The 22795-nt window shown below is 66.7% G+C and carries 22 protein-coding genes; 3 read left to right on the top strand and 19 right to left on the bottom strand.

Annotated features, from left to right (window positions below; genetic code table 11):
- Window positions 1-17 precede the first annotated feature (17 nt).
- The 16 genes from ACIGJG_RS08100 to ACIGJG_RS08025 form a co-directional block, all read right to left on the bottom strand.
- Window positions 18-830 carry an SDR family oxidoreductase gene (locus ACIGJG_RS08100; RefSeq protein ID WP_483673001.1) on the bottom strand — a complete coding sequence of 271 codons (813 nt, stop codon included), beginning with the start codon at window positions 828-830 and terminating at the stop codon, window positions 18-20.
- Window positions 827-2038 (bottom strand): acyl-CoA dehydrogenase family protein, encoded by a 1212-nt coding sequence (locus ACIGJG_RS08095; protein ID WP_140950059.1) that lies wholly within the window; start codon window positions 2036-2038, stop codon window positions 827-829. The genes ACIGJG_RS08100 and ACIGJG_RS08095 overlap by 4 nt, the downstream gene beginning before the upstream one ends.
- On the bottom strand, window positions 2035-3207 hold the full coding sequence (locus tag ACIGJG_RS08090) for an acyl-CoA dehydrogenase family protein (protein WP_483673000.1): 1173 nt from the start codon (window positions 3205-3207) through the stop codon (window positions 2035-2037). Before ACIGJG_RS08090 ends, ACIGJG_RS08095 begins: the two co-directional genes overlap by 4 nt.
- 11 nt (window positions 3208-3218) lie before the next feature.
- A complete protein-coding gene (locus ACIGJG_RS08085) occupies window positions 3219-4097 on the bottom strand; it encodes an SDR family oxidoreductase (RefSeq protein ID WP_011297731.1) in 879 nt (292 codons plus the stop codon).
- Between the two features lie 10 nt (window positions 4098-4107).
- Window positions 4108-5259 (bottom strand): acetyl-CoA C-acetyltransferase, encoded by a 1152-nt coding sequence (locus tag ACIGJG_RS08080; protein WP_483672999.1) that lies wholly within the window; start codon window positions 5257-5259, stop codon window positions 4108-4110.
- A gap of 29 nt (window positions 5260-5288) precedes the next feature.
- Entirely contained in the window at window positions 5289-6368 is a 1080-nt protein-coding gene (locus ACIGJG_RS08075) for an acyl-CoA dehydrogenase family protein (RefSeq protein ID WP_483672997.1), read from the bottom strand.
- Between the two features lie 30 nt (window positions 6369-6398).
- Window positions 6399-7565: an acyl-CoA dehydrogenase family protein gene (locus tag ACIGJG_RS08070; protein ID WP_011297728.1), complete on the bottom strand. Its 1167-nt coding sequence runs from the start codon at window positions 7563-7565 to the stop codon at window positions 6399-6401.
- Window positions 7566-7579: 14 nt separating this feature from the next.
- Window positions 7580-8356, bottom strand: coding sequence for an enoyl-CoA hydratase family protein (locus tag ACIGJG_RS08065; RefSeq protein ID WP_224003912.1), 777 nt, complete (start codon window positions 8354-8356; stop codon window positions 7580-7582).
- An 18-nt stretch (window positions 8357-8374) separates the two neighbouring features.
- Window positions 8375-9457, bottom strand: a complete 1083-nt coding sequence (locus ACIGJG_RS08060) for an NAD(P)H-dependent flavin oxidoreductase (protein ID WP_483672996.1) — start codon at window positions 9455-9457, stop codon at window positions 8375-8377.
- Window positions 9454-10341: an enoyl-CoA hydratase gene (locus ACIGJG_RS08055; RefSeq protein WP_140950055.1), complete on the bottom strand. Its 888-nt coding sequence runs from the start codon at window positions 10339-10341 to the stop codon at window positions 9454-9456. The genes ACIGJG_RS08060 and ACIGJG_RS08055 overlap by 4 nt, the downstream gene beginning before the upstream one ends.
- A 7-nt stretch (window positions 10342-10348) precedes the next feature.
- Window positions 10349-11149 carry a CoA-transferase subunit beta gene (locus ACIGJG_RS08050; protein WP_140950054.1) on the bottom strand — a complete coding sequence of 267 codons (801 nt, stop codon included), beginning with the start codon at window positions 11147-11149 and terminating at the stop codon, window positions 10349-10351.
- A 23-nt stretch (window positions 11150-11172) separates the two neighbouring features.
- Window positions 11173-12063, bottom strand: a complete 891-nt coding sequence (locus ACIGJG_RS08045) for a CoA transferase subunit A (RefSeq protein ID WP_483672994.1) — start codon at window positions 12061-12063, stop codon at window positions 11173-11175.
- 13 nt (window positions 12064-12076) lie between these two features.
- Entirely contained in the window at window positions 12077-12973 is an 897-nt protein-coding gene (locus ACIGJG_RS08040; RefSeq protein WP_011297722.1) for a VOC family protein, read from the bottom strand.
- A gap of 117 nt (window positions 12974-13090) precedes the next feature.
- Complete coding sequence (locus tag ACIGJG_RS08035; RefSeq protein WP_483672993.1) at window positions 13091-13807, bottom strand: EthD domain-containing protein; 717 nt, start codon at window positions 13805-13807, stop codon at window positions 13091-13093.
- 869 nt (window positions 13808-14676) lie between these two features.
- Window positions 14677-15936 (bottom strand): IS256 family transposase, encoded by a 1260-nt coding sequence (locus ACIGJG_RS08030; RefSeq protein ID WP_011296348.1) that lies wholly within the window; start codon window positions 15934-15936, stop codon window positions 14677-14679.
- 190 nt (window positions 15937-16126) lie between these two features.
- Window positions 16127-17314, bottom strand: coding sequence for a helix-turn-helix transcriptional regulator (locus ACIGJG_RS08025; RefSeq protein WP_224003902.1), 1188 nt, complete (start codon window positions 17312-17314; stop codon window positions 16127-16129).
- A gap of 244 nt (window positions 17315-17558) precedes the next feature.
- On the opposite strand from ACIGJG_RS08025, the gene ACIGJG_RS08020 reads away from it, so the two are divergent.
- Window positions 17559-18389 carry an SDR family NAD(P)-dependent oxidoreductase gene (locus tag ACIGJG_RS08020; RefSeq protein WP_483672992.1) on the top strand — a complete coding sequence of 277 codons (831 nt, stop codon included), beginning with the start codon at window positions 17559-17561 and terminating at the stop codon, window positions 18387-18389.
- A 63-nt stretch (window positions 18390-18452) separates the two neighbouring features.
- Window positions 18453-19355: an NAD-dependent epimerase/dehydratase family protein gene (locus ACIGJG_RS08015; protein ID WP_011297718.1), complete on the top strand. Its 903-nt coding sequence runs from the start codon at window positions 18453-18455 to the stop codon at window positions 19353-19355.
- Between the two features lie 42 nt (window positions 19356-19397).
- Here the strand turns inward: ACIGJG_RS08015 and ACIGJG_RS08010 are convergent, their stop codons facing one another.
- Genes ACIGJG_RS08010 through ACIGJG_RS08000 form a run of 3 tightly spaced genes read right to left on the bottom strand, consistent with a single transcriptional unit; the run spans window position 19398 to window position 21473 of the window.
- On the bottom strand, window positions 19398-20165 hold the full coding sequence (locus ACIGJG_RS08010) for an SDR family oxidoreductase (protein ID WP_483672991.1): 768 nt from the start codon (window positions 20163-20165) through the stop codon (window positions 19398-19400).
- A gap of 31 nt (window positions 20166-20196) precedes the next feature.
- On the bottom strand, window positions 20197-21045 hold the full coding sequence (locus ACIGJG_RS08005; RefSeq protein WP_011297716.1) for an SDR family NAD(P)-dependent oxidoreductase: 849 nt from the start codon (window positions 21043-21045) through the stop codon (window positions 20197-20199).
- Window positions 21046-21053: 8 nt separating this feature from the next.
- Window positions 21054-21473 (bottom strand): nuclear transport factor 2 family protein, encoded by a 420-nt coding sequence (locus tag ACIGJG_RS08000; protein WP_011297715.1) that lies wholly within the window; start codon window positions 21471-21473, stop codon window positions 21054-21056.
- Window positions 21474-21672: 199 nt separating this feature from the next.
- Here ACIGJG_RS08000 and ACIGJG_RS07995 point away from each other — a divergent pair, with 199 nt between their 5' ends.
- Entirely contained in the window at window positions 21673-22539 is an 867-nt protein-coding gene (locus ACIGJG_RS07995) for an SDR family NAD(P)-dependent oxidoreductase (protein WP_011297714.1), read from the top strand.
- Window positions 22540-22795: the final 256 nt, after the last annotated feature.

The raw sequence follows: 22795 nt of genomic DNA, 5'->3' as shown, positions 1-22795 counted from the left end.
CTGCTTTCCTGTTGTATTCAAGCCCGCTGGCTGCTCACCGGCAGCACTTCGCCCGTCATGTAGGAGGCGTAGTCGCTCGCCAGGAACACCATCACATTGGCCACTTCCCACACCTCGGCCGCTCGCCCGAACGCTTCGCGTTCGCTGAGTTGCCGCAGCAGGTCCGCCGGCGCCGACTTCTTCAGGAAGTCGTGCAGCGCGATGCTGGGCGCCACGGCGTTGATGCGTATGCCGAACTCGGCGGCCTCCATCGCGCTGCAGCGCGTCAGCGCCATCACCCCGGCCTTGGCCGCGGCGTAGTGCGACTGCTCTTTCTGCGCGCGCCAGCCCAACACCGAAGCGTTGTTGACGATGGCTCCGCGCCGCCGCGCCTGCATGTGCGGCAGCATGGCCCGCGTCATGCGGAAAGTGCCCGTGAGGGAAATATCGAGCACGCGCGACCACTCGGCATCGTCCATCTCGACTAGGCGGCGCGAGCCGCCCAGGCCCGCGTTATTGATCAGCACATCGGTCCCGCCCAACGCTTCCTCCGCCGCCGCCACGAGTGCGCGCACCTGCACGTCGTCCGCGACATTGCAGAGCTGGCCATAGATGGCCTGCAGGCCGGTTTCGGCGCGCAGCTTTGCGACCGCCTCCTGCAGCCGCTTTTCGTGGATATCGGAGATCATCAGCGCGCGGCAGCCCTCCTCCGCGCAGCGGCGTGCGGCCGCGAAACCGATGCCGGCGCCTGCAGCCGCGGTGATGAGCACGCTCTTGCCGGCAAGCAGTTGGTGGCCCGGTACGTAGGCCGGCGCGGCCGGCAGGTCAATGGCTTCGGTGTTCGGGGTCATGACTGTCCTCTTGCCTCGCGGGGCATGCCGAGTCCGCGCTCGGCGATGATGTTGAGCTGGATTTCGTTGGTACCGGCGTAGATGGTGTCGGCGCGCGAGAACAGCGCCATCTGCTGCAGCCGCGTGCGGCGCACATCGCCCGCCTCGCCGGCATCGAGCACGTTGGCTAGCGGGCCCAGCACGTCCAGCGCCAGTTGCCCGAGGTCGCGGTGCCAGTTGGACCAGTAGTACTTGTAGATCAGCGCCTCGCGCTGCAGCGTGGCGCCGCCGTCGGCACCGGCTTGCGCCGCGCCGGCCAGCATGCGCAGCGCGTTGGCGCGCATCACGCGCAGGCCGGCCCAGGCGCGCGCGATACGCTGGCGCACCACCGCATCGCGGCTGCTGCCGTTGTCTCGCGCGGCCTGCGCGACCCATTCCAGTTCATGCGTGAACTGCATCTGCTGGCCCAGCGTGGAGATGCCGCGCTCGAACCCGAGCAGCGCCATGGCGATGCGCCAGCCGTCGCCGGGCTCGCCGAGCACGTCGGCGGCCGCCGCGCGTGCGCCGTCGAAGAACACCTCGTTGAATTCCGCACCACCGCCCATCTGCCGGATCGGCCGGATCTCGATGCCGGGCTGGTCCAGCGGCAGCATCAGGAAGATCAGGCCCTTGCTGCCGTGCGAACCGGGCTCGCAACGCGCCAGCACGAAGATCCAGTTGGATTCGTGCGCGAGCGAGGTCCACACCTTCTGCCCGCTCACCAGCCAGTCGCCGGTGGCCGCGTCGCGTACCGCGCGCGTGCGCACATTGGCGAGGTCCGAGCCCGCGCCTGGCTCCGAATAGCCCTGGCACCAGAAGGTCGTGCCGTTGCGGATGCCCGGCAACAGGCGCGCTTTCTGGTCCTCCGACCCGAAGGCGATCAGCGTCGGGCCGATCAGCCCCTCGCCGATATGCCCCATGCGGCCCGGGCCGCCGGCGCGCGCGTATTCCTCATGGAAGATCACCTGCTGCATCACCGGCAGCTCGCGGCCGCCGTGCGCGCGGGGCCAGCCGAGCCCGGTCCAGCCGCCTTCAGCGAGGCGCCGCTCCCAGGCCTTGCGCAGTTCGGGATAAGCCTCCTCGTCACCGGGCCCGCCGCGGTGTTGCAGGCAGGCGAACTCTCCGGCCAGATTGGCGGACATCCACCGCGCTACCTCGGCACGAAATGCCGCGTCTTCGTTCGTGTTCATGCTGTCCTCCCCGCGCCCGGCTCGCTATCCGCGTCTTGGGAAACATCGGCGATGTAATCGAGTGCCACGCCCGCCCCGCCGAGCCAGTGGCTGGCCGCCTGCGCGCGCTTGAAATAGAGCTGGGGGTCGTATTCCCAGGTGAAGCCGACCCCGCCATGGAGCTGGACAGCCTCCTGTGCGCAGAAGCGCAACGCGTCGTCGGCCGCGATCGAGGCCGCGGCGATGTCGGGACGGGCACGGGCCGAATCCTCGTCATCCCATGCGTTGGCCGCGCCATACACCGCGGACCGTGCCGCTTCGATCAGCACCATCATCTGCGCGCAGCGGTGCTTCACTGCCTGGAACGAGGCGATGGCGCGGCCGAACTGAATACGTTCCGACGCGTACGCAACGGTCAGGTCCAGGCATTGCTGCGCCGCGCCAAGCTGTTCCGCTGCGAGCATCAGCTTGCCGTGCCACCAGGCGTGGGCCAGGCCCTGCGCGGCGGCGTCGCCGCGTGCGAGCAAGGCGTCGGCACTGACGGGCAGCCCGTCCAGCCGTAGTGCGGCCATCGTCCGAGTGCGGTCGAGCGTATCGAGCGGCTGCAGCGAGAAGCGTGCATCGCCTGCGAAGGCGACGGGCTCCAGCAGGAACAACGCGGGGCTGCCATCCTCCAGCTGCGCCGGCACCAGCAGCCAGTCCGCGCCGGCGGCATCGGCCACCTGTGCGGCATTTCCATGCATCACGAAGCCGTCCGCGCCCGCCTGTGCGGTGACGGCAACGCGGTCATACCGCCAGCCGCCATCGTCCGGCAACACCACGGCGGCACGGATCTCGCCGCAGGCCAGCCGTTCCAGCCATTGCGCGCTGCCGCGCGGACCGAGACTGGCCTGCAGCAGCGGTGCTGCCACGCAAACCGTGGACCAGAACGGCACGCACGCAAGGCGCTGGCCGAGCTGTTCCTGCAGCAGCACCAGTCCGGGCGCACCCAGGCCGGCGCCGCCCACGGCTTCGGGCAGCGCGATGCCGCACCAGCCAAGCTCGCCGGCCATCGCGCACCACAGCGCGTCGTCATGGGCCGGGCCGGCTTCGGTCACACGCCGCACCGCTGCGGAATCGCTGTGTGCGGCGAGATAGTCCCGCGCGCTGTCGCGAATCATCTGCTGTTCGACGGAATGGGAAAAGTCCATGGCCGTCGCGCTCAGGCCGCGCCGTAGACCGACTGCGGCGCGTGCGCCTGGGCCAGCAGTTCGCCCACCGTCGTGCCGAGTTCCGCCGGTTGCCAGCGTGCGCCCTTGTCGGCGGTGGGGCCGGTGCGCCAGCCGTCGGCAATGGAGATCATGCCGCCCGCGGCCTCGAACATGCGGCCGTTGACCTGTGCCGAAGCGGTACTGCCAAGCCACACCACCAGCGGCGCAACATTGGCCGGGTCGTAGTAATCGAAGCCGCCTTCCGGCGCCTTCATCATGTCGGCGAACACCTGCTCGGTCATGCCGGTGCGCGCGGCCGGCGCCAGCGCGTTAGCGGTGATGCCATAGCGGCCCAGCTCGGCCGCCTGCACGAGTGTGAGCGCAGCAATGCCGGCCTTGGCCGCGGCATAGTTGGACTGCCCGACCGAGCCCTGTAGCCCCGCGCCGGAGCTGGTGTTGATGATGCGTGCGTCGACCGACTGACCGGCCTTGGCCGCATCGCGCCAGCGCCTGGCCAGCAGGTTGGCCAGGCAGAAGTGGCCACGCAGGTGCACGCGCATGACGTCGTCCCAGTCGGCCTCCGTCAGGCTGACAAACATGCGGTCGCGGCAGATGCCGGCATTGTTGACCAGCACGTGTACCTCGCCGAAGGCCGCCACAGCCGCGTCGACGATGCGCTGCGCGGTCACGAGTTGCGTGATGTCGTCATCGTTCGCCAGCGCGCTACCTCCAGCCGTGCGGATGTCGGCGCAGACGGCCTCTGCCGCCTCGCGCCGGATGTCGTTGACGACCACATTGGCGCCTTCGGCGGCAAAGGCCAGCGCATAGGCGCGGCCGAGCCCGCCGCCGGCGCCAGTGACGATAACGGTGCGTCCGTCGCAGATTCCCATGGCCTTCTCCTTACAGTCGTTCGATGATGGTGACGTTCGCCAGGCCGCCGCCTTCGCACATGGTCTGCAGGCCGTAGCGGCCGCCGGTGCGCTCCAGTTCATGCAGCAGCGTGGTCATCAGGCGTGCGCCGGTGGCGCCGAGCGGATGGCCCAGCGCGATGGCGCCTCCGTTGGGATTGGTGCGCGCGGCGGAGTAGCCGGTCTCCGCCAGCCAGGCCATCGCCACCGAGGCAAAGGCTTCATTGATCTCCACCACGTCGATGTCGGCCAGGCTCAGGCCGCTGCGTTCGAGCGCCCGCTTCGTCGCCGGGATCGGCGCGGTCAGCATCCACAGCGGGTCGTCGCCCATGACGCTCATATGCGCAATGCGTGCGCGCGGCGTGAGCTGGTAGCGTTTGAGCGCGTCTTCGGAAACGATCAGCAGCGCGGCGGCCGAATCGGCAGTCTGGCTTGATACAGCCGCGGTCAGCGCGCTGCCCGGCATCAGAGGCTCCAGCGCGGCCATCTTGGGCAGCGTGGTATCGGGGCGTGGTGTCTCGTCATGCTTCACGCCTTCGCACGGCACGATTTCCCGCGCGAAGTGGCCGCCCTCGATCGCAGCCGCGGCGCGGCGGTGGCTTTCCAGCGCGTACGCTTCCATGGCCTCGCGCGACAGCTTCCAGTGCTCGGCGATGCGCTGCGCGGCGTGGAACTGCGACACCGGCGCATCGCCGAAACGCGCGTGCCAGCCCTTGCTGCCCGAGAACGGGTCGGAGAACCCCAACGCCTGCCCTGCCAGCATGGCCGACGAGATCGGGATCTGCGTCATGGTCTGCACGCCGCCGGCGATCACGACGTCCTGCGTGCCGCTCATCACCGCCTGCGCGGCAAAGTGCACGGCCTGCTGCGACGAACCGCACTGGCGGTCCACCGTCACGCCCGGCACGGTCAGCGGCAGGCCGGCGGCCAGCCACGCGCTGCGGGCGATATTGCCGGCCAGCGGGCCAATGGTGTCGACGCAGCCGAACACCACGTCGTCATAGTCCTCGGCGGGAATGTCGTTGCGGCGCACCAGCTCGGCCAGCACGAAGCCGCCGAGGTCCGCGCCGTGCATGTGCGACAGTCCGCCCTTGCGGCGGCCGGTGGGCGTGCGCAGGGCGTCAACGATATAGGCGTGTTTCATGGTCATGTCTCTTGGGACTCTCTTCGGATTCAGGCAAAGGTGGCGCCGGCGCCGATGTCATGCGCGCCATCCAGGATGTGCGCGCCCAGGCGCGCCTTGTGGAAGGCCCGGTCGCCCCAGCTTCCCGCCAGGGCCCAGGCCCGCTTGGTAAAGATCTGCAGGTCGAGTTCCCACGTGTAGCCCATCGCGCCATGCACCTGGATGGCCTGGCGCGCGGCGGACCACGCGCAGCGCGCGGCCGCCACGCGGGCATGCGACACATGCAGGCCCGCCTGCGACAGGCCTTGCGCCAGCGCACTGGCGGCCCGGTGCAGGACCGGCTTGGCGAACTCGAGCTGGATCGCCACGTCCGCCAGCAGGTGCTTGACCGCCTGATTGGTGCCAATGGCCTTGCCGAACTGCTTGCGCTGCGCGCTGTAGTCGATCGCAAGATCGAGCATGCGCTGCGTCAGGCCTAGCTGTTGTGCCGCCACGCCGAGCGCGCCGCGGTTCAGCGCGTCGTCCCACAGGCCGGCGGTAGCGGCCGCCGCCGCGGGAGTCAGTTGCGTCTGTTCGGAATGGGTCCAGGCCAGTTCGAACAGGCGGCGCGAAGGATCGAGCCCCGCGCGCGGCGTCAGCACGGCCTCGTCCCGCCGCAGCAAGTGCACCGCGCCTTCGTGCTCGCACAGGATGGCGTCGGCCACATGGGCGTCGGCCACCAGCAGCTCCTGCGGATGCGCCACCGCGATGCGCGCATGGCCGCCAGCAATGCGCTCCAGCAGCGTCGTGCAACGGTCGCGCGCCGCGTCGTCTTGCACAAGGGGCAACGCATCGCGCAACAGGGCCGCCGCCACCAGCGCGGTGTCGAGCAAGGGCTCGGGCAGCGCGAAATATCCGCACGCCTGCGCCAGTGGCGCCCATTCGACCTCGCCCAGTCCCAGCCCGCCCTGCTCCTGCGGCACCATCAACGCCGCCATGCCCTGATCGGCAAGCTGGCGCCACAGCGCATCGGAGCGGCCAGATTCGGTGGCCCACAGCTCGCGGGTCAGCTCGGGCGTCATCTCGGTCATCAGGAAGCGCCGGATCGCTTCGGCAAACTGCTCCTGCTCTTCGGTGAAAGTGAAATCCATCGTGTTTCCCCTCGGATGCCGTTTTTCTCGTTACGCGCGCGGCATGCCGAGCAGGCGCTCCGCGACGATATTGCGCTGGATCTCGTTGGTACCGGCGTAGATCGGCCCGGCCTGCGAGAACAGGAAGCCATCCAGCCAGTGGCCAAGCGAGCCCGACGGCTGGTCGGCCGGCGCGACTTCTGCGGCCTGGCCAAGGATGGCCAGCGCGGTGTCGTGCATATGGATGTCCAACTCCGACCAGAACACCTTGTTGGTGCTCGATTCGGCGCCAATATGGCCACCGCGCACCAGACGGCTGGCGGTGGCGTAGGTGGACAGCGTGTAAGCCTCCGCATCCATCCATGCGCGCAGCACCGCTTCGCGCAACGACGGATCGCGGTCGGCAGATGCCTTGTGCTGCTGGTACAGCTTCACCAGCGCCCGCGCGGTTTCCTGGAAGCGCGCCGGCGAGCGCAGCATCAGGCCGCGTTCGAAGCCGGCGGTAGCCATGGCGACCTGCCAGCCCGCGCCTTCGGCGGCCAGACGGTTTTCTACCGGCACGCGCACTTCGTCGAAGAAGATTTCCGCAAAGCCGGTCTGGCCGTTGAGCTGGCGGATCGGCCGCACGGTGATGCCGGGCGTGTTCAGCGGCACCAGGATGAAGGTCAGCCCGTGATGGCGCGACGACGACGGATCGGTACGGAACAGGCCGAACAGCCAGTCCGCCCATACCGCGCGGGTGGACCAGATCTTCTGGCCGTTGATCACGTAGTCATCGCCCTGCCGCACTGCGCTGCAGCGAATCGCGGCCATGTCGGAACCGGCATTCGGCTCGGACCAGCCTTGCGCCCAGACGTGCTCGCCCGAAGCCATGCGCGGCAGGAAGCGCGCCTTCTGCGCCTCGGTGCCGAACTCCATCAGCGTGGGGCCGAGCAGGAAGATGCCGTTCTGGTTGACGCGCAGCGGCGCGCCGGCACGCCAGTACTCTTCCTCGAAGATCAGCCACTCGATCAGGTCGCAGCCGCGCCCGCCCAGTTCGGACGGCCACGTGACCATGCTCCAGCGGCCCTCGTTAAGCTTGGCTTCCCACGCGCGGTGCTGCGCGAAACCTTCTTCGGTATCAAAGCTTGCCAGCGGCGTGCGCGGCACGTGTTCGGCCATCCACGCGCGGACCTCGGCGCGGAAAGCGCGCTGGGCGTCGGTGTATTCGAGATGCATGGTGGATTCCCGGGCTAGGCGAAGCGGGCCTCGCGGCCTTCCACGAAGGCGGCGCGCGCCTCGCCGGAATCGGCGCTCATATAGGCCTGCAGCGTGAAGCCCTGCTCCCAGCGGTACTTGTCCTCGAGGTTGCCGTCCTCGACGCCGTTGAGCGCTTCCTTGGCAAGCTGCAGCATGGCCGGGCTCTTGGCGGCAATCTTGCGGGCCAGCGCCAGGGCCGCGTCGCGCAATGCGTCGCGCGGCACGACACGCTCGACCGCACCGAGGCGGAAGGCCTCGGCCGCATCGATCATCTCGCCGGTGAAGTACATCGCGCGCACCTTCTGCACACCGAACATGCGCTGCAGGTGGGCGCCGCCGCCCATGGCGCCGCGGTCGATCTCCGGCACGCCAAAACTTGCGCACTCGGACGCCACGATGATGTCGGCCGCACCGCAGATGCCGATGCCGCCGCCCAGCACGAAGCCGTGCACGGCGACAATGACCGGCTTGGGATTGCGGTGCACGGCGCGGAACGTCGCGTAGTTACCGGCGTTGACGTCGACGATGCGCTGCGGATGCTTCGCCAGTTCTTTGATATCGACGCCCGCGCAGAAGCCACGGCCTTCGCCGCGCAGCAGGATCACGCGCACCGTCGGGTCATCGCCGAGGCGGTCGATTGCCCGTGCCAGCGCCTGCCAACCGGCATTGTCGAGCGCATTGACGGGGGGATGATCAATCACCAGTTCGGCGATGCCATCGCCGATGTAGACGCGAAACGGCGCCTTCTGGGCGGTTTGATTCGTTTGCATGGTTTCCTCTGTCTGTGGTCAGGCGGCAGCAGCCAGCCCGGTGCCGGACAACGCGGCCAGCCGCACCTGCGCCTGGGCAGCGATGCCCGCGACAATCTGCTCGCACGATTCGATGGCGCCAATGGCCGCGGCGGCCTGGCCGCTCGGCAGCACGCCGTCGTCAGGATGCCCTTCCACCATCGCGCGCTGGATCAGCACCGGCGCGTTGGCGGCCATCAGCGTCTGCGCGGCGCTGTAGTCCTGCTCGCGCATGGCGCGCCACGCGGTGGCAAGCATCTGCGCCGAACTCATCCCGGTACGTGCGCGCCACTTGCGCGCGGCACCCAGCGCCAGCCAGGTGCGCCGCCACGGGCCGGCCTGTTCCAGTTCCAGCAGCAGCGCGTTGTCGATCATCCGCTGCGGCAGGCCGTCAATCGCCAGCGACACGCGGATGCTGGCCGGATCACGCACCTTGACGTAACGCTCCAGCGTCTGCGCCGGCACCGGCGACTCGCTCGACATCAGGAAGCGTGTGCCCATGGCCACGCCTGCCGCACCGTACGCCAGCGCCGCAGCGAGTCCACGTCCGTCGAAGAAGCCGCCCGCTGCCACCACCGGTACGCGCACGCTGTCGAGCACCTGTGGCAGCAGCAGCGTGGTTGGCGTGCCGCCGGTATGGCCGCCGCCCTCGCCGCCCTGCACGGTCACCACATCCGCGCCCAGTTCCACCGCCTTGGCGGCGTGCTTGGCGGCGCCGACGGTCGGCATGCAGACGACGTCGGCCGCCTTAAGCCGGCCGACCATCTTCGCGTCCGGCCCGCGCCCGTAGCTGACTGCGCGCAGCCGGTGGCGGATGGCCATCTCGATGACTTCATCCGCGTTGGGCTGGAACATGTGGAAGTTGATGCCGAACGGCCTTTCGCTGAGCGCCTTGACCCGCAGAATCTCCCGCTCGACCTCGCCGGGAGGAATCGTCGCGCCGGCCAGGAAGCCAAACGCACCAGCATTGCCGCTCGCCGCAACCAGCTTCGCATCGGCCACCCAACCCATTGCCGTCTGGACAATGGGATAGCGGCAGCCAAGCAGGTCGCACAGCACCGTATGCAGGCCGGACGCGCTCATGCCTTGCCCTCCCCGGTTCGTTGCGATGCCGCCATGGCGCGCGCGTCGTAGCCGCCGAGCTTGTCGCCGCTGATCAGTTCGTTGTGTGCATGCGCGAAGTGGTGCCAAGCGAAGACAGCGTCCATTGCTGTGCGCTTGCCTTGCAGGTCTTCCACATGGTTGACCGCCTGCTTGGTCAGGGTCAGCCCGAGCCTCGGCATCTGCGCGACCTTCGCGGCCATGCCGTAGACGGCGTCCTCCAGCGCATCGCGCGGCACCACGCGGTTGACCATGCCCATGCGCTCGGCGCGTTCCGCGCTCATGCGCTCGCCCAGGAACAGGAATTCCTTGGCGATGCGCGGGTGCAGTTCATAGGGATGCGCGAAGTACTCCACGCCGGGAATGCCCATGCGCACGACCGGGTCGGCAAAGAATGCGTCATCGGACGCCACGATCAGGTCGCACACCCAGGCGAGCATCAGCCCGCCGGCAATGCAGGCACCGTGCACCATCGCAATGGTCGGCTTGGGCAGTTCGCGCCAGCGACGGCACATGCCCAGATACACCTCCTGCTCGCGTGCATAGAGGAACTCGCCGCCAGGCTTGTTGACGTGGTCATACCAGAGCGACGTGCGATCGAACGATTCGTTGATGTCGCGCCCAGGCGTGCCGATATCGTGGCCGGCGGAAAAATGCTTGCCTGCACCGCGCAGCACGATCACCTTGACCGCGTCATCCGACGCGGCGCGGCGATAGGCCTCGTCCAGCGCATACGTCATCTTCGAGTTCTGCGCGTTGTGGTACTGCGGACGGTTCATGGTGACGGTGGCAATGCCGTCCGCCACGTGGTAGAGCACTTCGGCATCCGGGCCGAGTGCGATGGGCTCGATGGCTGGCGTTGTCATGGTTGCCTCACGCGCGTCCGGAAGGGTTGCCGCGCACGATGGTCGCGCGCAGGTTGTGCGGGTCGAGCTGCGCGATGAGGCGCAGCTCTTCCGGCGTGGGCGGCGCAGTCTCGGGCAGTACTTCGCCGGCCGTGTTGGCCAGCGCGAAGCCGGTGGCCGCCTGAACTTGCTCCAGGCTTACGCCCGGGTGCAGCGAACGCACGCGCACGGCGTGATCCGGGCCGCCAAAATCCATCACGCAAAGGTCGGTGACGATCACGCGCAGGTCGACAAAACTGCGCATGCCTTCGATCTGGCGCGCCGGGTTGTAGCCGGTGCTGCAGACCATGTCGACCTCGCCGGCGACAAAGGCACGCGTGCTGTGCGCCGGCACGAAGAAGGAATTGGCGTGGTGGATGCTGTTGCCGGGAAAGCCACGGGCACCCAATAACTGCGTCTTCGGCTGTGCATGCGTGCCGCCCAGGCACGAGATATTGGCCTGGCCAAAGCGGTCGATCTGCGTGGGCATCACCAGCGCGTGGCGACGTCCGCCCCACAGGCAGTCGAACACGCGCGAGTAGCCCATCCAGCCACTTGCGCGGACCTTGTAGCCGGGCTCGCGCGGGCCCAGCGGCACCGGCGATTCCACCAGGTAGGCTTCGCCGTCGGTCAGCAGCAAGCCGGGGTTGTGCGCGAGACGCGCCAGTCCGGCTGCAATGCGCGGACCGGTGCCGATGCCGGTGGCCAGCACCTCGCCATCGTCGCGCCAGGCGCGGGCGGCGACGGCGATCATCAGCTCGGCGCGTGTGAATTCATAAGTGGCGCTCACGGTCGCTCCTAGAGTTGACGGGTTCAAAGTACGGGCAGCGGCAGGTCATGCACGTGGCCAAGGCCGCCGATGCGCTCCAGATAGGCGGCTTCACTCGCGCCCACCACCTCGTTGCGGTACGCAGCAAAGCCGTTCTCGACCTCGGCGCTGGCGCAGTACGCCTTCAGCGCGGGCAGGTCCCAGCCATAAGCCGGAGCGCAGGACGTGGGATGGGCGCCGCCGGGTCCGTGGACCACGCCCGTCACAAGCGAGCGTTCGAAGGCATTGCCGCGTGCGCGCGACAGGTCTTCATCCTCGATGCTTGGACGCAGGGTTTCGCAGCTCACGTAGCAGCGGCGCGCGGCGCGGGCGAACCATTCATCGAAGAAGGGATCCGGACCGTCGATGCGGGTATTGCCGAGCACGTCGCTCTCATTGACGTGCAGCAGGGCCACGTCCAGCTCGATGGCCGGCATCGCTACCAGTACCTCGCCGTCAGCGTAGGGCGAGCGCACTGTCTTCAGTTCGGGGTTCCTGTCCAGCACATCGGTGCCCAGCGACGCGCGGGTCGGCAGGAACGGCAAGCGCGCGGCGGCGGCGCGCAGGCCGAGTTGCAGCATGCCCTCGTCCAGCTCCGTCACCGCCAGCTGGCCGCGTTCGCGCGCCTGGCGGAAGTACGGCTCGAGCGGAATCACGTCGAGCGACACGAAGCCGAACACCAGCTTGCGCACCTTGCCCGCTGCGCACAGCATGCCCACTTCAGGGCCGCCGTAGGCGACAACGGTCAGGTCTTTCAGCGGCGAGCGCAGGATCTCGCGCACCAGCGCCATCGGCTTGCGGCGCGGGCCCCAGCCACCGATGCCGATGGTCATGCCATCGGCGAGCTGGCCGACCACATCGGCCGCGCTCATGGTCTTGTCGATTGTCTTGATCATAGGTATTCAGGGCTTAGCGGTATCCGATGCTGAAGTCATGTCCCCACAGGCTGACGCGCGTGGCTTCGTAGGCGGCGTGGTGGCTCCAGTCCACCACCAGCCCGCCATGGCCGTATTCGAGGTCGAAACCACCCGGCGTCTTCATGTAGAAGGACGTCATGCGGTCGTTGCAGTGCTGGCCCAGCGTGGCGGACATCTTCACGCCGTGCTGCTGCACGCGGTCCAGTGCGCGGCCGACTTCCGCCATCTCAGGCACTTCGGCCATGACATGGATGCAGCCGGCTTCCGACGGCATCTCGAAGATCGCCAGGCTGTGGTGGCGGCCGTTGCCGCAATGCAGGAAATGGATGCGCTTCTCCGGTTCGGCCGGGTCGTTGGTGAAGCGCACGCGGAAGATGTCCGACAGCCCGAAGCCCATCACATCGCGCAGGAAGGCATAGGTCTCGTCGAAGGCGGGTGCCGGCAGCACGGTGTGGCCTGCCCCCATCGGATCGGTAATGAAGCGCGGCACGCCGATCGGCGAGACAAAGCGCAGGAAATCCGAGCGCATGCCCCACGAGATCTCATGGCGATTGCCCGAGGGGTCGACAAACCAGGCCAGCGCCTGCACGCGGCGTTGCGCCAGGTCCGCGGCGCTGGCGTGCACCACTTCCACGTTGGCCTCGCGCAGCGTAGCGAGCGCATGGCGGTAAGCCGGCTCATCGGCCAGTTCCCAGCCGGAAGCCAGGTAGCGGTCACGCGTGCCGGGAACGATCAGGTAGCGGTAATCGCGCTCGTCCATCTTCACGTACAACGCGCCGCCCGGAGCCCCGGAACAGGCCATGCCAAGCACCTGTTCGGCGTAGTGTCGCCACTGCCCTAAGTCAGTGGACTCGACCACGATGTAGCCAAGCGCACGAATGTCCAACATGCTGGTCTCCTCTGGTTTGATTCGGTATGGAGACCATTCTTCCGTGCGCGGCCGGCCGGCACATCGTCCTAGCGGACTAGCCGGATCCGGCGCGTTCAGGCGGGATTCAGGCGGGATTCAGGCGGCTGGCGGCCTGACGATGTACTGGCTGCTGGCCACCACGTCGATCTTGTCGAAGTCGATAAAGCGCTGGCAGCTTTCCATCATGGCGGCCAGGTTGCGCTGGTATTTCGCCTCGTCGCCGGGTGCATCGAAGAACGCCTGCGGGTCGGTCATGGCGGCTTCAGGGAAGCCTTCCTCCACCACCGCGTCGAGCGGCGGCGCGCCGTACGTCAGCGCGCGCACCACCACGTTCTGCACATAGAGGAACGTGTCCTGGGTGTCGATGGCCACCTGGGTGTGGCGGTTGTGCCAGGTATCGAGCCATGCCTCGTGGGTCAGGCGCGGCGGGCGCTTCAGGAACGCCAGCTGCGAAAAGCCGGGCGTGCGCTCGCCGGCGCGTGCGGGATGCCGCGTGTTGCGGATGGGTTGGGATTCGGTGACGAGGTAGCCGGCCATTCGGCCGGTGGCAGCCAGTACGGCGTCGTCGAATGGCCGGCGCAGACTGGTGATGGCGCTGTCGACCCAGACGGATAGCAGGCCGTCCATCTGGGGGAGTGTGTTCACTTGCCGCAAGGCTGCGGCGGGTGCCACGTCCTCGTCCTGTACGTTGATCTGTACGCCGCGGGCGCCTAGTTGGAGCAGCTGCTGTGCCAGTTTTGTTCGCAGGTCCTGCGCGAATGTTTCCGGCTTGGTGCTGGGGTCGCGCCAGACTATGTAGATGACTTTTTCCATGCTCTTGGCTCCTTGTGCGAAGGGATTGCAGGTTTCAACCTGACGGTCCGTTTAGAACGACATCGCCGATGGCGTTCAGGGGTTCGCAAGGATGCTAGGAGGCTGGGGGGTGAGGGGCATACCTCAAGTGGACTACCGGGTATACGGGGATGTCGGCGGGAGCGGCTTTCTCGTTGGGCTGGGTTATCGCTCTTGGCAGGCGCCGCTGTTTCGCCGGCGTAGCCGGCGACCTACTTCTTGTCCGAGCGACAAGAAGTAGGCAAGAAACGCGTGTCTTGGCAGACGGCCATCAACGATGCGCTTCTATGGTTCGAGCGGCTTTGGTCTCGCGATGCTTGGGTGCTCGTTCAAGCCTGCTCACGCTATGTGAGTCAGGACCTGTGCCTGGCGCGGCACGGCTTTTGAACGATCCCCAAGTTGGACTCGGGTACAGCGTTTCAAACAGGTCAGTGGTGGGACGCCTTCGGCTGCGCTGCGCGCGCGTCCTAGTCTGGGTGCAAGCTCATCAACGTCGCTGGCGCCCGTGGTTCGTTCCGAGGTCCCTTTCCTCGACTTCGCGCATGCAATGCGCGGGCCTCGTCACTGAGGCGTGGTTCGCCTTGGAGTTGCGTGCTCAGACTTGAGCTCTGCGCGTAGCGCAGCCGAAGGCGATTACACGATATCGCCAGCAGCAGGGTCCACGGACAGTTTCGGGGCTCGTTCAATCAGCGCTGTAATTCTGACCATGGTGGTGCACCACGCGGCAGGCAGCCAGAAAAACTCTGAAGCCCATACCCGTACAACACTCTCAGCCCACTGGGGTTGTCAGTTTTTTTGTGTGCAGGGCAGTTAAAGGCTCACCGTCGATTGAGCGGTGAGCCAGCATTATCTCAACGATGCGGATGGGTGAAGCGCTCCTCGTAGAGGATCGCAAACTGGTTCATCGCCGCCTTCCAGTCATGGGTCGAGCTTCCCCACTTGCCGGTGATGTTGCGCAGCGCCAGCCAGAGCAGTTTGGTTGCCGCCTCGTCGCTGGGGAAGTGACCTCGCGTCTTGATGATCTTGCGCAATTGGGCATTGATACTCTCAATGGCGTTGGTCGTGTAGACGATCTTGCGGATTGCCGGCGGGAACGCAAAGAACGGAATCACCTGATCCCAGGCGCGCCGCCAGGATGCGCCGATGGGTGCGTACCGTTGACCCCATTCCCCTTGCTCGAAGGCTGACAACTCGGCTAGCGCAGCTTCGACAGTAGGTGCCGTGTACACGGGCTTGAGCGCTGCCGCCACGGCCCGGCGTTCCTTCCAGCTGGCGTACTCGAGGCTGTTGCGGATCAGATGCACGATGCAGGTCTGCAGCGTCGTATTCGGGAACACCGCATTCAATGCCTGCTCCATGCCTCTGAGCCCATCGGTGACCGCGATCAGGATGTCCTGCGTGCCGCGGGTCTTCAGGTCGTTGAACACCTTCATCCAGAACTTGGCGCCTTCGGTAGTCTCGATCCACAGGCCCAGGATGTCGCGCGTGCCATCTGGCAGCACGCCCAAGGCCAGGTAGACAGCCTTGTTGCGCACCACGCCGTCCTCGCGCATCTTGACCCGCAGCGCGTCGAAGAACACCACTGGGTACATCACTTCCAGCGGGCGCGACTGCCAGGTGATTACCTCATCCATGACTGCGTCGGTCACCGAACTGATGAACTCGGGCGACACTTCGGTGCCGTACTGCTCGGCCAGAAACGCCTGGATCTCGCGCACGGTCATGCCGCGGGCGTACATGGCGATGATCTTGTCGTCGAACCCGGTAAAGCGCCGCTCGTGTTTGGGAATCAGGATCGGATCGAAGCTGCCATCGCGGTCGCGTGGGATATCCACCCGCAGTGGGCCGTCATCGGTCAAGACCGTCTTGGCGCTCTTGCCATTGCGCTGATTGGCCGTGCCGGCTGGGCGCTCAGCACCAGCCGGGTAGCCTAGATGATGGCCCAGTTCAGCGCCCAGGGCGCGCTCGATCAGGGCCTTCTTGAACGCCATCGAGGCGTCCTGGACCGCCTCAGCGGTCATCGGACCCTTGACGAAATGCGCGATCAGGTCCTCGGGAATGGTCGGCAGCTCGCGGTCAGCGGCTTGGCTCGTCTTGGTTTTGCGTGGCATACATGCTCCTTGGTGACATGTTATGCCCTAAACACAAAATTTCTGACAGGCCCAGCCCACTACGATAAATATTCGCCCGTTAGGGCAAGCATGACGCGCTTTTGCCTACTTTTGTCGCTCGGACAAAAGTAGGTCGCCGGCTACGCCGGCGAAACAGCAGCGCCTGCCAAGAGCGTTAAGCCGCCAACCCCTACCCCAACGCCACCACACTACTCAGCAACGTCCTGACCAACGTCGCCTGCCGAGTCACCCCAGTCTTGGAAAAAATAGCCCTTAAATGCGCCCGCGCTGTGTTCTTGCTGATGCCCAGTTCGACAGCCGCCTCATCAAGCGTCAACCCGTCAGCTAGCACCAGTGCGAGCGCCGTCTCCGCAGGCGTGAGATCGAACAGCTTGCGCACGACCTCATGCGAGGCGCGCGATTTGCGCTCCGGATCGCGAATGAACACCGCGCATGCCGGCCGGTGCCGGTTATCCTCCGACCACTCGCTCAACGGAATCGTGCGGATCAACACGCCAAGCTTCCCACGCCCAGACGGCCGCGTGATCGACATGGCTTCGGCAATCGCCGGCGCGCCGCCATGGTGCCCCATGCGCGCACGACGCAGCAGGAACTGGAATTTCCGGCTCTCCTGCGCGTAGGCAATCTCGAAGTTGCCACCGTTGAGCCGGATACCGTCGTTCTCGGCCAGGATCTCATCAGCCTCGAAGTTCTTCTTGAGGATGGCACCCGACTCATCGAGGATCAGCATGCCCACCAGCATCCGGTCAATGGCACCGGCGTAAAGGCTGCGTTCGGACTCGACCACGTCGAGCCGTGAATGGAGCCGCACCGCCCGCTTCAGGTGCGGCAGGATGACGCCGCAGGCAGCCTTGTCCTTCTCGTCGAAATCCCGCGACGCATGTGGACGGCAGATGCGCAGGCGGCATTCCACGCCGTCGTCGGTGCGGATGTCCGCGCCCAGCAGGTAGCGGATGTCGAGCGGCTGCAGGAACTGCCGGTAGATCTCGCTGTGGCACCAGTTGCCCGATCCGGTTGCCTCGTCCACGGTAACGGCGCGGTCGGTGGGCAGGTTGATGAAGGGATCGATCGCGTAGTAGTAGCTGTTGTATGACGCCTCCGCCTCGAGCGAGGTCCCCTGCTCGGACGCATGTACCGCCAGGCCACTGCGGTCGCTGGCCGGCGAGCGCAGGATAAAGCTCACATACGTGGCGTCCAGTTGCTTGCGGAGCATTTCAAGCGCGCGGCCCCAGGGCACGGACTCCATCGGGCCTTCGTAGATGGCTGCCAGCAGCGCACTGAATTGCGCCAGGCCGAGCCCGGAGTGGGTGAACAGGGGCGACGACGCGTCCGGCGCCGGCTCCGTGGCCATCAACATACTTTTCGTCTCCTCGCTTCGCACGGTGTGTATTGCCCGGCGCTCTGCCGGCGCCTGGGTCAGCGGCGATTATAGGGACGCATCAGGGCCATCCCGGGCCCTGCCTTATCGGTGTTTTCCCTGCCATGCATTCGGACGATGTCCACGCCACCACGGCGCTTCAAAGTCGCCCCGGGCGGCCTGCTACGGCCGCTGTCGACCTTTCCCTGCATTACCGCCACGACGAAGAAGGAGACTGAGACTGATGGATTTCCAAGGCAAGACTGTATTGATCACCGGCGGCGGCGCCGGCATCGGGCTGGCGGCCGCACAGGCCTTTCAGGAACAGGGCGCCCGCGTGGCGGTGATCGAGATCGATCCGAGCCGCGCCGACGCCGCCGCATCCTTGCTCGGCGCCGATGGCAACGACGCACTGGTCGTGCATGGCGACGTCACCTGCGCTGCGACCGTGGCTTCACTCGCCGCGCAGATCGGCGAACGCTTCGGCGCGCTCGATGTGCTGGTCAATAACGTCGGTGACTTCCTGCGCATCGCCAAGCCCTTCGAACTGTATGACGACGCCGAGATCGACAGCCTGTACGCGGTCAACCTGCGCCATGTCTTCTCGGTCACACGCGCGATGCTGCCTCTGCTCCGGCGCAGCGCGGCGGCGAGCATCGTCAGCGTGTCGTCGATCGAGGGCTTCCGCGGCATCCCGAACTGCAGCGTCTATGGCGCGTTCAAGGCCGCACTGACCGGCTTCACGCAGAGCCTTGCGCTCGAGCTGGCGCCGTCGGGCATCCGCGTCAACCTGATCGCCCCCGAGACCACGGAAACGCCGCAGGTGCCGGTGTCGCTGGTCGTTGCGGAAGAGCACCGGCACCACATGCCGAACTGGATCCCGCTGGGCCGGTTCGGCACGCCGCGGGACATTGCCGAAGGCATCGTGTTCCTGGCGGGCCCGCGCGCGTCGTGGATCACGGGCACGGCCCTGCATGTGAACGGCGGCGCGCTGGCGGCGTCCGGCTGGTACCGCGACCCGAAAGGCAACTGGACCAATATGCCGGTGATGGTCGGCAACGGCATGAACCTCTGACGGCTGATCGAACCCATCGTAAGCATCAGCCACCCAACAACAACCACGAGCAAGGAGAACAGCATGAAGATTCTGATCGTCGGCGGCACGGGCATGATTGGCGGCCACGCCGCCCTGGCCCTGCGCGACAAGGGACACGAAGTCACCATTGCCGGCCGCAACTGCCCCGCCGCCGGCACGCCGCTCGGTGAACTCGACTACCTGCGCTGCGATTACATCGCCAACGACCTGCCGGCCGCGCAGCTCGGGGCGTTCGATGCCCTGGTCTTCGCCGCGGGCAACGATGTGCGCCACCTGCCGCCGGACGGCAACGAAGCCGCGCACTGGGAGCGCGCGAATGTGCAGGGCGTGCCTAGCTTCTTCCGTGCGGCGCGCGATGCCGGCATCCGTGTCGCCGTGCATGTCGGCAGCTTCTATCCGCAGGCCATGCCGGCGCTGGCCGAACAGAACGCCTATATCCGCTCCCGCAAGCTCGCTGACGAGGGCGTACGTGCACTGGCCGGCCCCGCCTTCCGCGTGGTGAGCGTCAATGCGCCGTTCGTGGTCGGGACCGTGCCGGGCCTGCTGGTGCCCATGTTCAAGGCCTACACCGACTATGCGAAGGGCGGATTCGCGCCGATGCCCGACTTTGCGCCGCCCGGCGGCGTCAACTTCATCTCGGCGGCATCGCTGTCGGAAGCCATCGAAGGCGCGCTGCTGCGCGGCGAGAACGGCAAGGCCTATCTTGTCGGCGACGAGAACCTGACGTTCCAGGATTACTTCGGCGCCTTCTTCCGCGAGGCGGGCCGTCCTGTGCCTCCGGCCATCGACCAGGAACATCCGCTGATGCCTGATGCCGCCATCTGCTTCGGCCGCGGCAATACGCTGTACTACGAACCCGATGCAGCCGAGACCGCGCTGCTCGGCTATCGCCGCCAGGACATCGCACGCACTGTCAGGGAGATCGTCGCGCAATACAGCGCTTAACCAGAACGCGGCAGCTCCGTACTGGCGGCTGCCGCGTCCTCGTCACAGCGACGAGATCAGCTGTGCATTGTCGATGTGCAGTTCAGCGCCATTGATGAAGCGCGATGCATCCGAGGCGAGGAACAGCACCAGGTTGGCGACATCCTCAGGGTTGCACATGCGCGCCATCGGGTCTGTCCCGATACCGAGTGCGACCGGGTCGAGATCCGGCACGAGCGCCTGCGTCATCGGGGTCCAGATACCGTCCGGGTGGATCGAGTTGCAGCGGATGCGGTAGCCCTGCTGCTTGCAATGCGCCGCTACGCTGCGCGTCAGCGCGGTGACAGCGCCTTTCGAACCGGTGTACGCGCACATCATCGGCAGGCCGCCCAGCGCTGCCACCGAAGACATCATCACGATCGAGCCGCCGGCCTCATTGCCTTTCATCGCCGCCACGCCGAAACGGCAGCCGAGGAAATAGCCATCGGCATTGACGCGCATGACCTGCCGCCAGCATTCGAGCGAGGTTTCCTCGATCGAGCCGAGCGGACAGATCGCGGCATTGTTCACCAGCACGTCCAGCCGTCCGAAGCGATCCAGTGCAGCCGCCATGACACTGCGCCAGTCCTCCTCGCTAGCGATGTCGTGACGGACGAACAGCGCCGCGTCACCGATCTCGCGCGCCAGCGCCTGGCCCGCTTCTTCGTTGACGTCGCTCAGTACCACCCTCGCGCCTTCTGCGGCCAGCAGCAGCGCGTCCGCACGGCCGACGCCGCTGGCCGCGCCGGTGACCAGGGCGACTTTGCCCTTCACCCTACCTTCTTGCTTCATCTGCGTTCTCCTCCTTCGTTGTGCCGGCCGTTCATGCCGCGGCCGGAATCCTGCCGGCAAGCACGTCGTCCAGCGCGGCCCTGCCGTACATGGCAGCGATGGCATCGTCCAGCATGGGGTTGCCGCGCAGCTCGTTGCCGCCATCGACGCCAAAGCTCTGTCCCGTCACCCATCCGGATTCCGGCCCAGCGAGGTAACGCACGGCGTTGGCGATGTCCTCCGGCTCACCCGCGCGGCCCAGCGGCATCTGCGCGACAAACTGGCCCAGCACCGCTTCGTTGTCGAACATCGGGCCAGTCGCGCCCGAGCGTGTGAGCCCCGGCCGCACTGCGTTGACACGGATGCCGGCTTCGGCCAGTTCCTCCGCGGCGCCGCGCACGAACGCCTCCAGCCCGGCCTTGGCCGCACAGTAGGCCGACAGCCAGCGGCAGTTCATGCGCGCCGCGCCCGACGAAATGCAGACGATGCTGCCGCCGTGCGGCGCCATCAACGGCGCGGCGTGGCGCACGGCCAGGAACGCGCTGGCGATGTTGAACTCGATCTCGGCCATGAACGAAGCAGCGTCATGCATCAGCATCGGCTTGAAGCCGCCGCCACCGACCGTTGGCACGAGGATATCGAGCCGCCCGCGCAGGTCCCACGCCCGCTGCAATGCGGCCTGCACATCGTCGGCGCGGCATGCATCGCCCACGCAGATCTCGATGCTGGCGCCGGGCACCTTCTCGCGCAGCGCGTCCCGGGCAACTTCCAGCGCTTCGCGCCGCCGGCCCATCAATGCCACCGCGGCGCCGTCGCGCGCCAGTGCCAACGCGCTCGCCGCGCCAATCCCGCCTGCGCCGCCGGTAACCAGTGCTGCCTTACCTTCCAATGCTTTCGTCATGCTGTGCCTCATCCTTTCTGTGGGAGATCCTGGGTCCAGTCGACAAGCAGCGTGCGCGCGGCGATTCGCCACTCGCCCTGACGGCGCACATAGCGGTCCTGATAGCGGATGCCCCAGTCCAGCTTGCGCGGAACGCCGCCCTCGTCCTGATACAGGTGGTTGGCAATGCAGTAGGTCTCGCCGCTGGCGGTGTCGCCGTCCACGTCGACCAGCTGGTGATGCACGTGGTGCTGCGTGGCGCTGTAGTTGCCGAGTGCCGACATGCCTTCGGCGATGGCCTGTGCGCCGTCGAGGTGGAACCCCGGGCCGCTTAATTGCGCGTCGGGTGTGAACAGTGCCGTCAGGCGCGCGAACTCGCGGCGGTCTACGGCCTGGGCGTAGCGCCAGGCGAGTGAGCGGATCGCTTCTATGGATTCGGGGTCTGGCATCGCTTGTCTCCTTGATTGTTGATGGTTGCGCCGCTCGCGGCGCGTGGGCGTATCCGCGCCTATCGTGGCTTGCGTGGAGACAGCAGCCATCGTCCGGGTGGATTAGCCGGCTTCGAACATGGCTAGTCCGAACGAGTGATGTGCTGGTTCCCCTCGAACCGCAATCTTGGAAGCGGTTCCCATACTCAGAGGAGGAGACATGAGCGATTCAAAACAAGCCTGCGTCGCGGTAGTCACCGGCGCATCGCGCGGTGCCGGCCGGGGCATTGCACTGGCACTCGGCGCGGCCGGCGCCACGGTATACGTGACCGGACGTACCGAACAGGAAGGCAGCGCGCCGCTGCCGGGCACGATTCACGCGACCGCACGCGACATCGACGCGCTCGGCGGCCGCGGTATCGCGGTGGCCTGCGACCATAGCGACGATGCGCAAGTGGCCGCGCTGTTCCAGCGCGTGCGCGAGGAAGCGGGACGGCTCGACATCCTGGTCAACAACGCCACCTTCCTGCATGACGAACTGATCATGCCGGGGCCCTTCTGGCAGAAGCCGCTGGAGATGACCGGCATTCTCGACGTGGGTCTGCGGTCTGGCTATGTGGCCAGCTGGCATGCTGCGCCGATGATGGTCGCGCAGGGGAGCGGGCTGATCGTTTTCACTTCGTCATTCGGCGCCAATTGCTATATGCACGGGCCTGCCTACGGCGCGCAGAAGGCTGGGATCGACAAGTTCGCGCATGACATGGCGGTGGACCTGCGGCCCTATGGTGTAGCTGCGGTGTCATTGTGGATGGGGCCGCTGCGGACTGCGCGAACGATGCAGGTTTGGGAGAAGCATCCAGACAAATATGCGTCGTTTGCGCCGGTGGCGGAGACGCCGGAGTTCACGGGGCGCATTGTGGATGCGCTGTATCGGGATCCTGCCTTGATGGATAAGTCCGGGAAGGTCCTGATCTGTGCGGAGGCGGCGCTGGAGTACGGGATCGTGGACGATGAGGGGGTGCAGCCGCCGTCGTATCGGCAGGTGCTCGGCGGGCCGCCGGGGGTGCATCCGGCGATTGTTGAATAGAACGCTGGTAAGGCTGTGGATTTGAGCGGTGTTGGCGCTCTGGCTGGCGTGGCTGTTTCGCCGGCGTAGCCGGCGGGAGCTTTTCTAAGCGGGGGCCGGTTTGTGGTGCTTGGCGGGCGCCGCTGTTTCGCCGGCGTAGCCGGCGACCTACTTTTGCCCGAGCGGCAAGAGTAGGCAAAAGCGCGTCAGGCTTGCCCTAACGGGCGAATATTTATCGTAGTGGGCTGAGGGTGTTGTACGGGTATGGGCTTCAGAG

Source organism: Cupriavidus sp. C1SS-2L (assembly GCF_057073735.1).
Note: the sequence above shows the minus strand (reverse complement) of the source record. Positions and strands in the feature narration are given on the sequence as shown.

Coding starts and splice junctions, on each gene's coding strand:
- ACIGJG_RS08100 (WP_483673001.1), bottom strand. CDS start 830: ATGACCCCGAACACCGAAGCCATTGACCTGCCGGCCGCGCCGGCCTAC.
- ACIGJG_RS08095 (WP_140950059.1), bottom strand. CDS start 2,038: ATGAACACGAACGAAGACGCGGCATTTCGTGCCGAGGTAGCGCGGTGG.
- ACIGJG_RS08090 (WP_483673000.1), bottom strand. CDS start 3,207: ATGGACTTTTCCCATTCCGTCGAACAGCAGATGATTCGCGACAGCGCG.
- ACIGJG_RS08085 (WP_011297731.1), bottom strand. CDS start 4,097: ATGGGAATCTGCGACGGACGCACCGTTATCGTCACTGGCGCCGGCGGC.
- ACIGJG_RS08080 (WP_483672999.1), bottom strand. CDS start 5,259: ATGAAACACGCCTATATCGTTGACGCCCTGCGCACGCCCACCGGCCGC.
- ACIGJG_RS08075 (WP_483672997.1), bottom strand. CDS start 6,368: ATGGATTTCACTTTCACCGAAGAGCAGGAGCAGTTTGCCGAAGCGATC.
- ACIGJG_RS08070 (WP_011297728.1), bottom strand. CDS start 7,565: ATGCATCTCGAATACACCGACGCCCAGCGCGCTTTCCGCGCCGAGGTC.
- ACIGJG_RS08065 (WP_224003912.1), bottom strand. CDS start 8,356: ATGCAAACGAATCAAACCGCCCAGAAGGCGCCGTTTCGCGTCTACATC.
- ACIGJG_RS08060 (WP_483672996.1), bottom strand. CDS start 9,457: ATGAGCGCGTCCGGCCTGCATACGGTGCTGTGCGACCTGCTTGGCTGC.
- ACIGJG_RS08055 (WP_140950055.1), bottom strand. CDS start 10,341: ATGACAACGCCAGCCATCGAGCCCATCGCACTCGGCCCGGATGCCGAA.
- ACIGJG_RS08045 (WP_483672994.1), bottom strand. CDS start 12,063: ATGATCAAGACAATCGACAAGACCATGAGCGCGGCCGATGTGGTCGGC.
- ACIGJG_RS08040 (WP_011297722.1), bottom strand. CDS start 12,973: ATGTTGGACATTCGTGCGCTTGGCTACATCGTGGTCGAGTCCACTGAC.
- ACIGJG_RS08035 (WP_483672993.1), bottom strand. CDS start 13,807: ATGGAAAAAGTCATCTACATAGTCTGGCGCGACCCCAGCACCAAGCCG.
- ACIGJG_RS08030 (WP_011296348.1), bottom strand. CDS start 15,936: ATGCCACGCAAAACCAAGACGAGCCAAGCCGCTGACCGCGAGCTGCCG.
- ACIGJG_RS08025 (WP_224003902.1), bottom strand. CDS start 17,314: ATGTTGATGGCCACGGAGCCGGCGCCGGACGCGTCGTCGCCCCTGTTC.
- ACIGJG_RS08020 (WP_483672992.1), top strand. CDS start 17,559: ATGGATTTCCAAGGCAAGACTGTATTGATCACCGGCGGCGGCGCCGGC.
- ACIGJG_RS08015 (WP_011297718.1), top strand. CDS start 18,453: ATGAAGATTCTGATCGTCGGCGGCACGGGCATGATTGGCGGCCACGCC.
- ACIGJG_RS08010 (WP_483672991.1), bottom strand. CDS start 20,165: ATGAAGCAAGAAGGTAGGGTGAAGGGCAAAGTCGCCCTGGTCACCGGC.
- ACIGJG_RS08005 (WP_011297716.1), bottom strand. CDS start 21,045: ATGACGAAAGCATTGGAAGGTAAGGCAGCACTGGTTACCGGCGGCGCA.
- ACIGJG_RS08000 (WP_011297715.1), bottom strand. CDS start 21,473: ATGCCAGACCCCGAATCCATAGAAGCGATCCGCTCACTCGCCTGGCGC.
- ACIGJG_RS07995 (WP_011297714.1), top strand. CDS start 21,673: ATGAGCGATTCAAAACAAGCCTGCGTCGCGGTAGTCACCGGCGCATCG.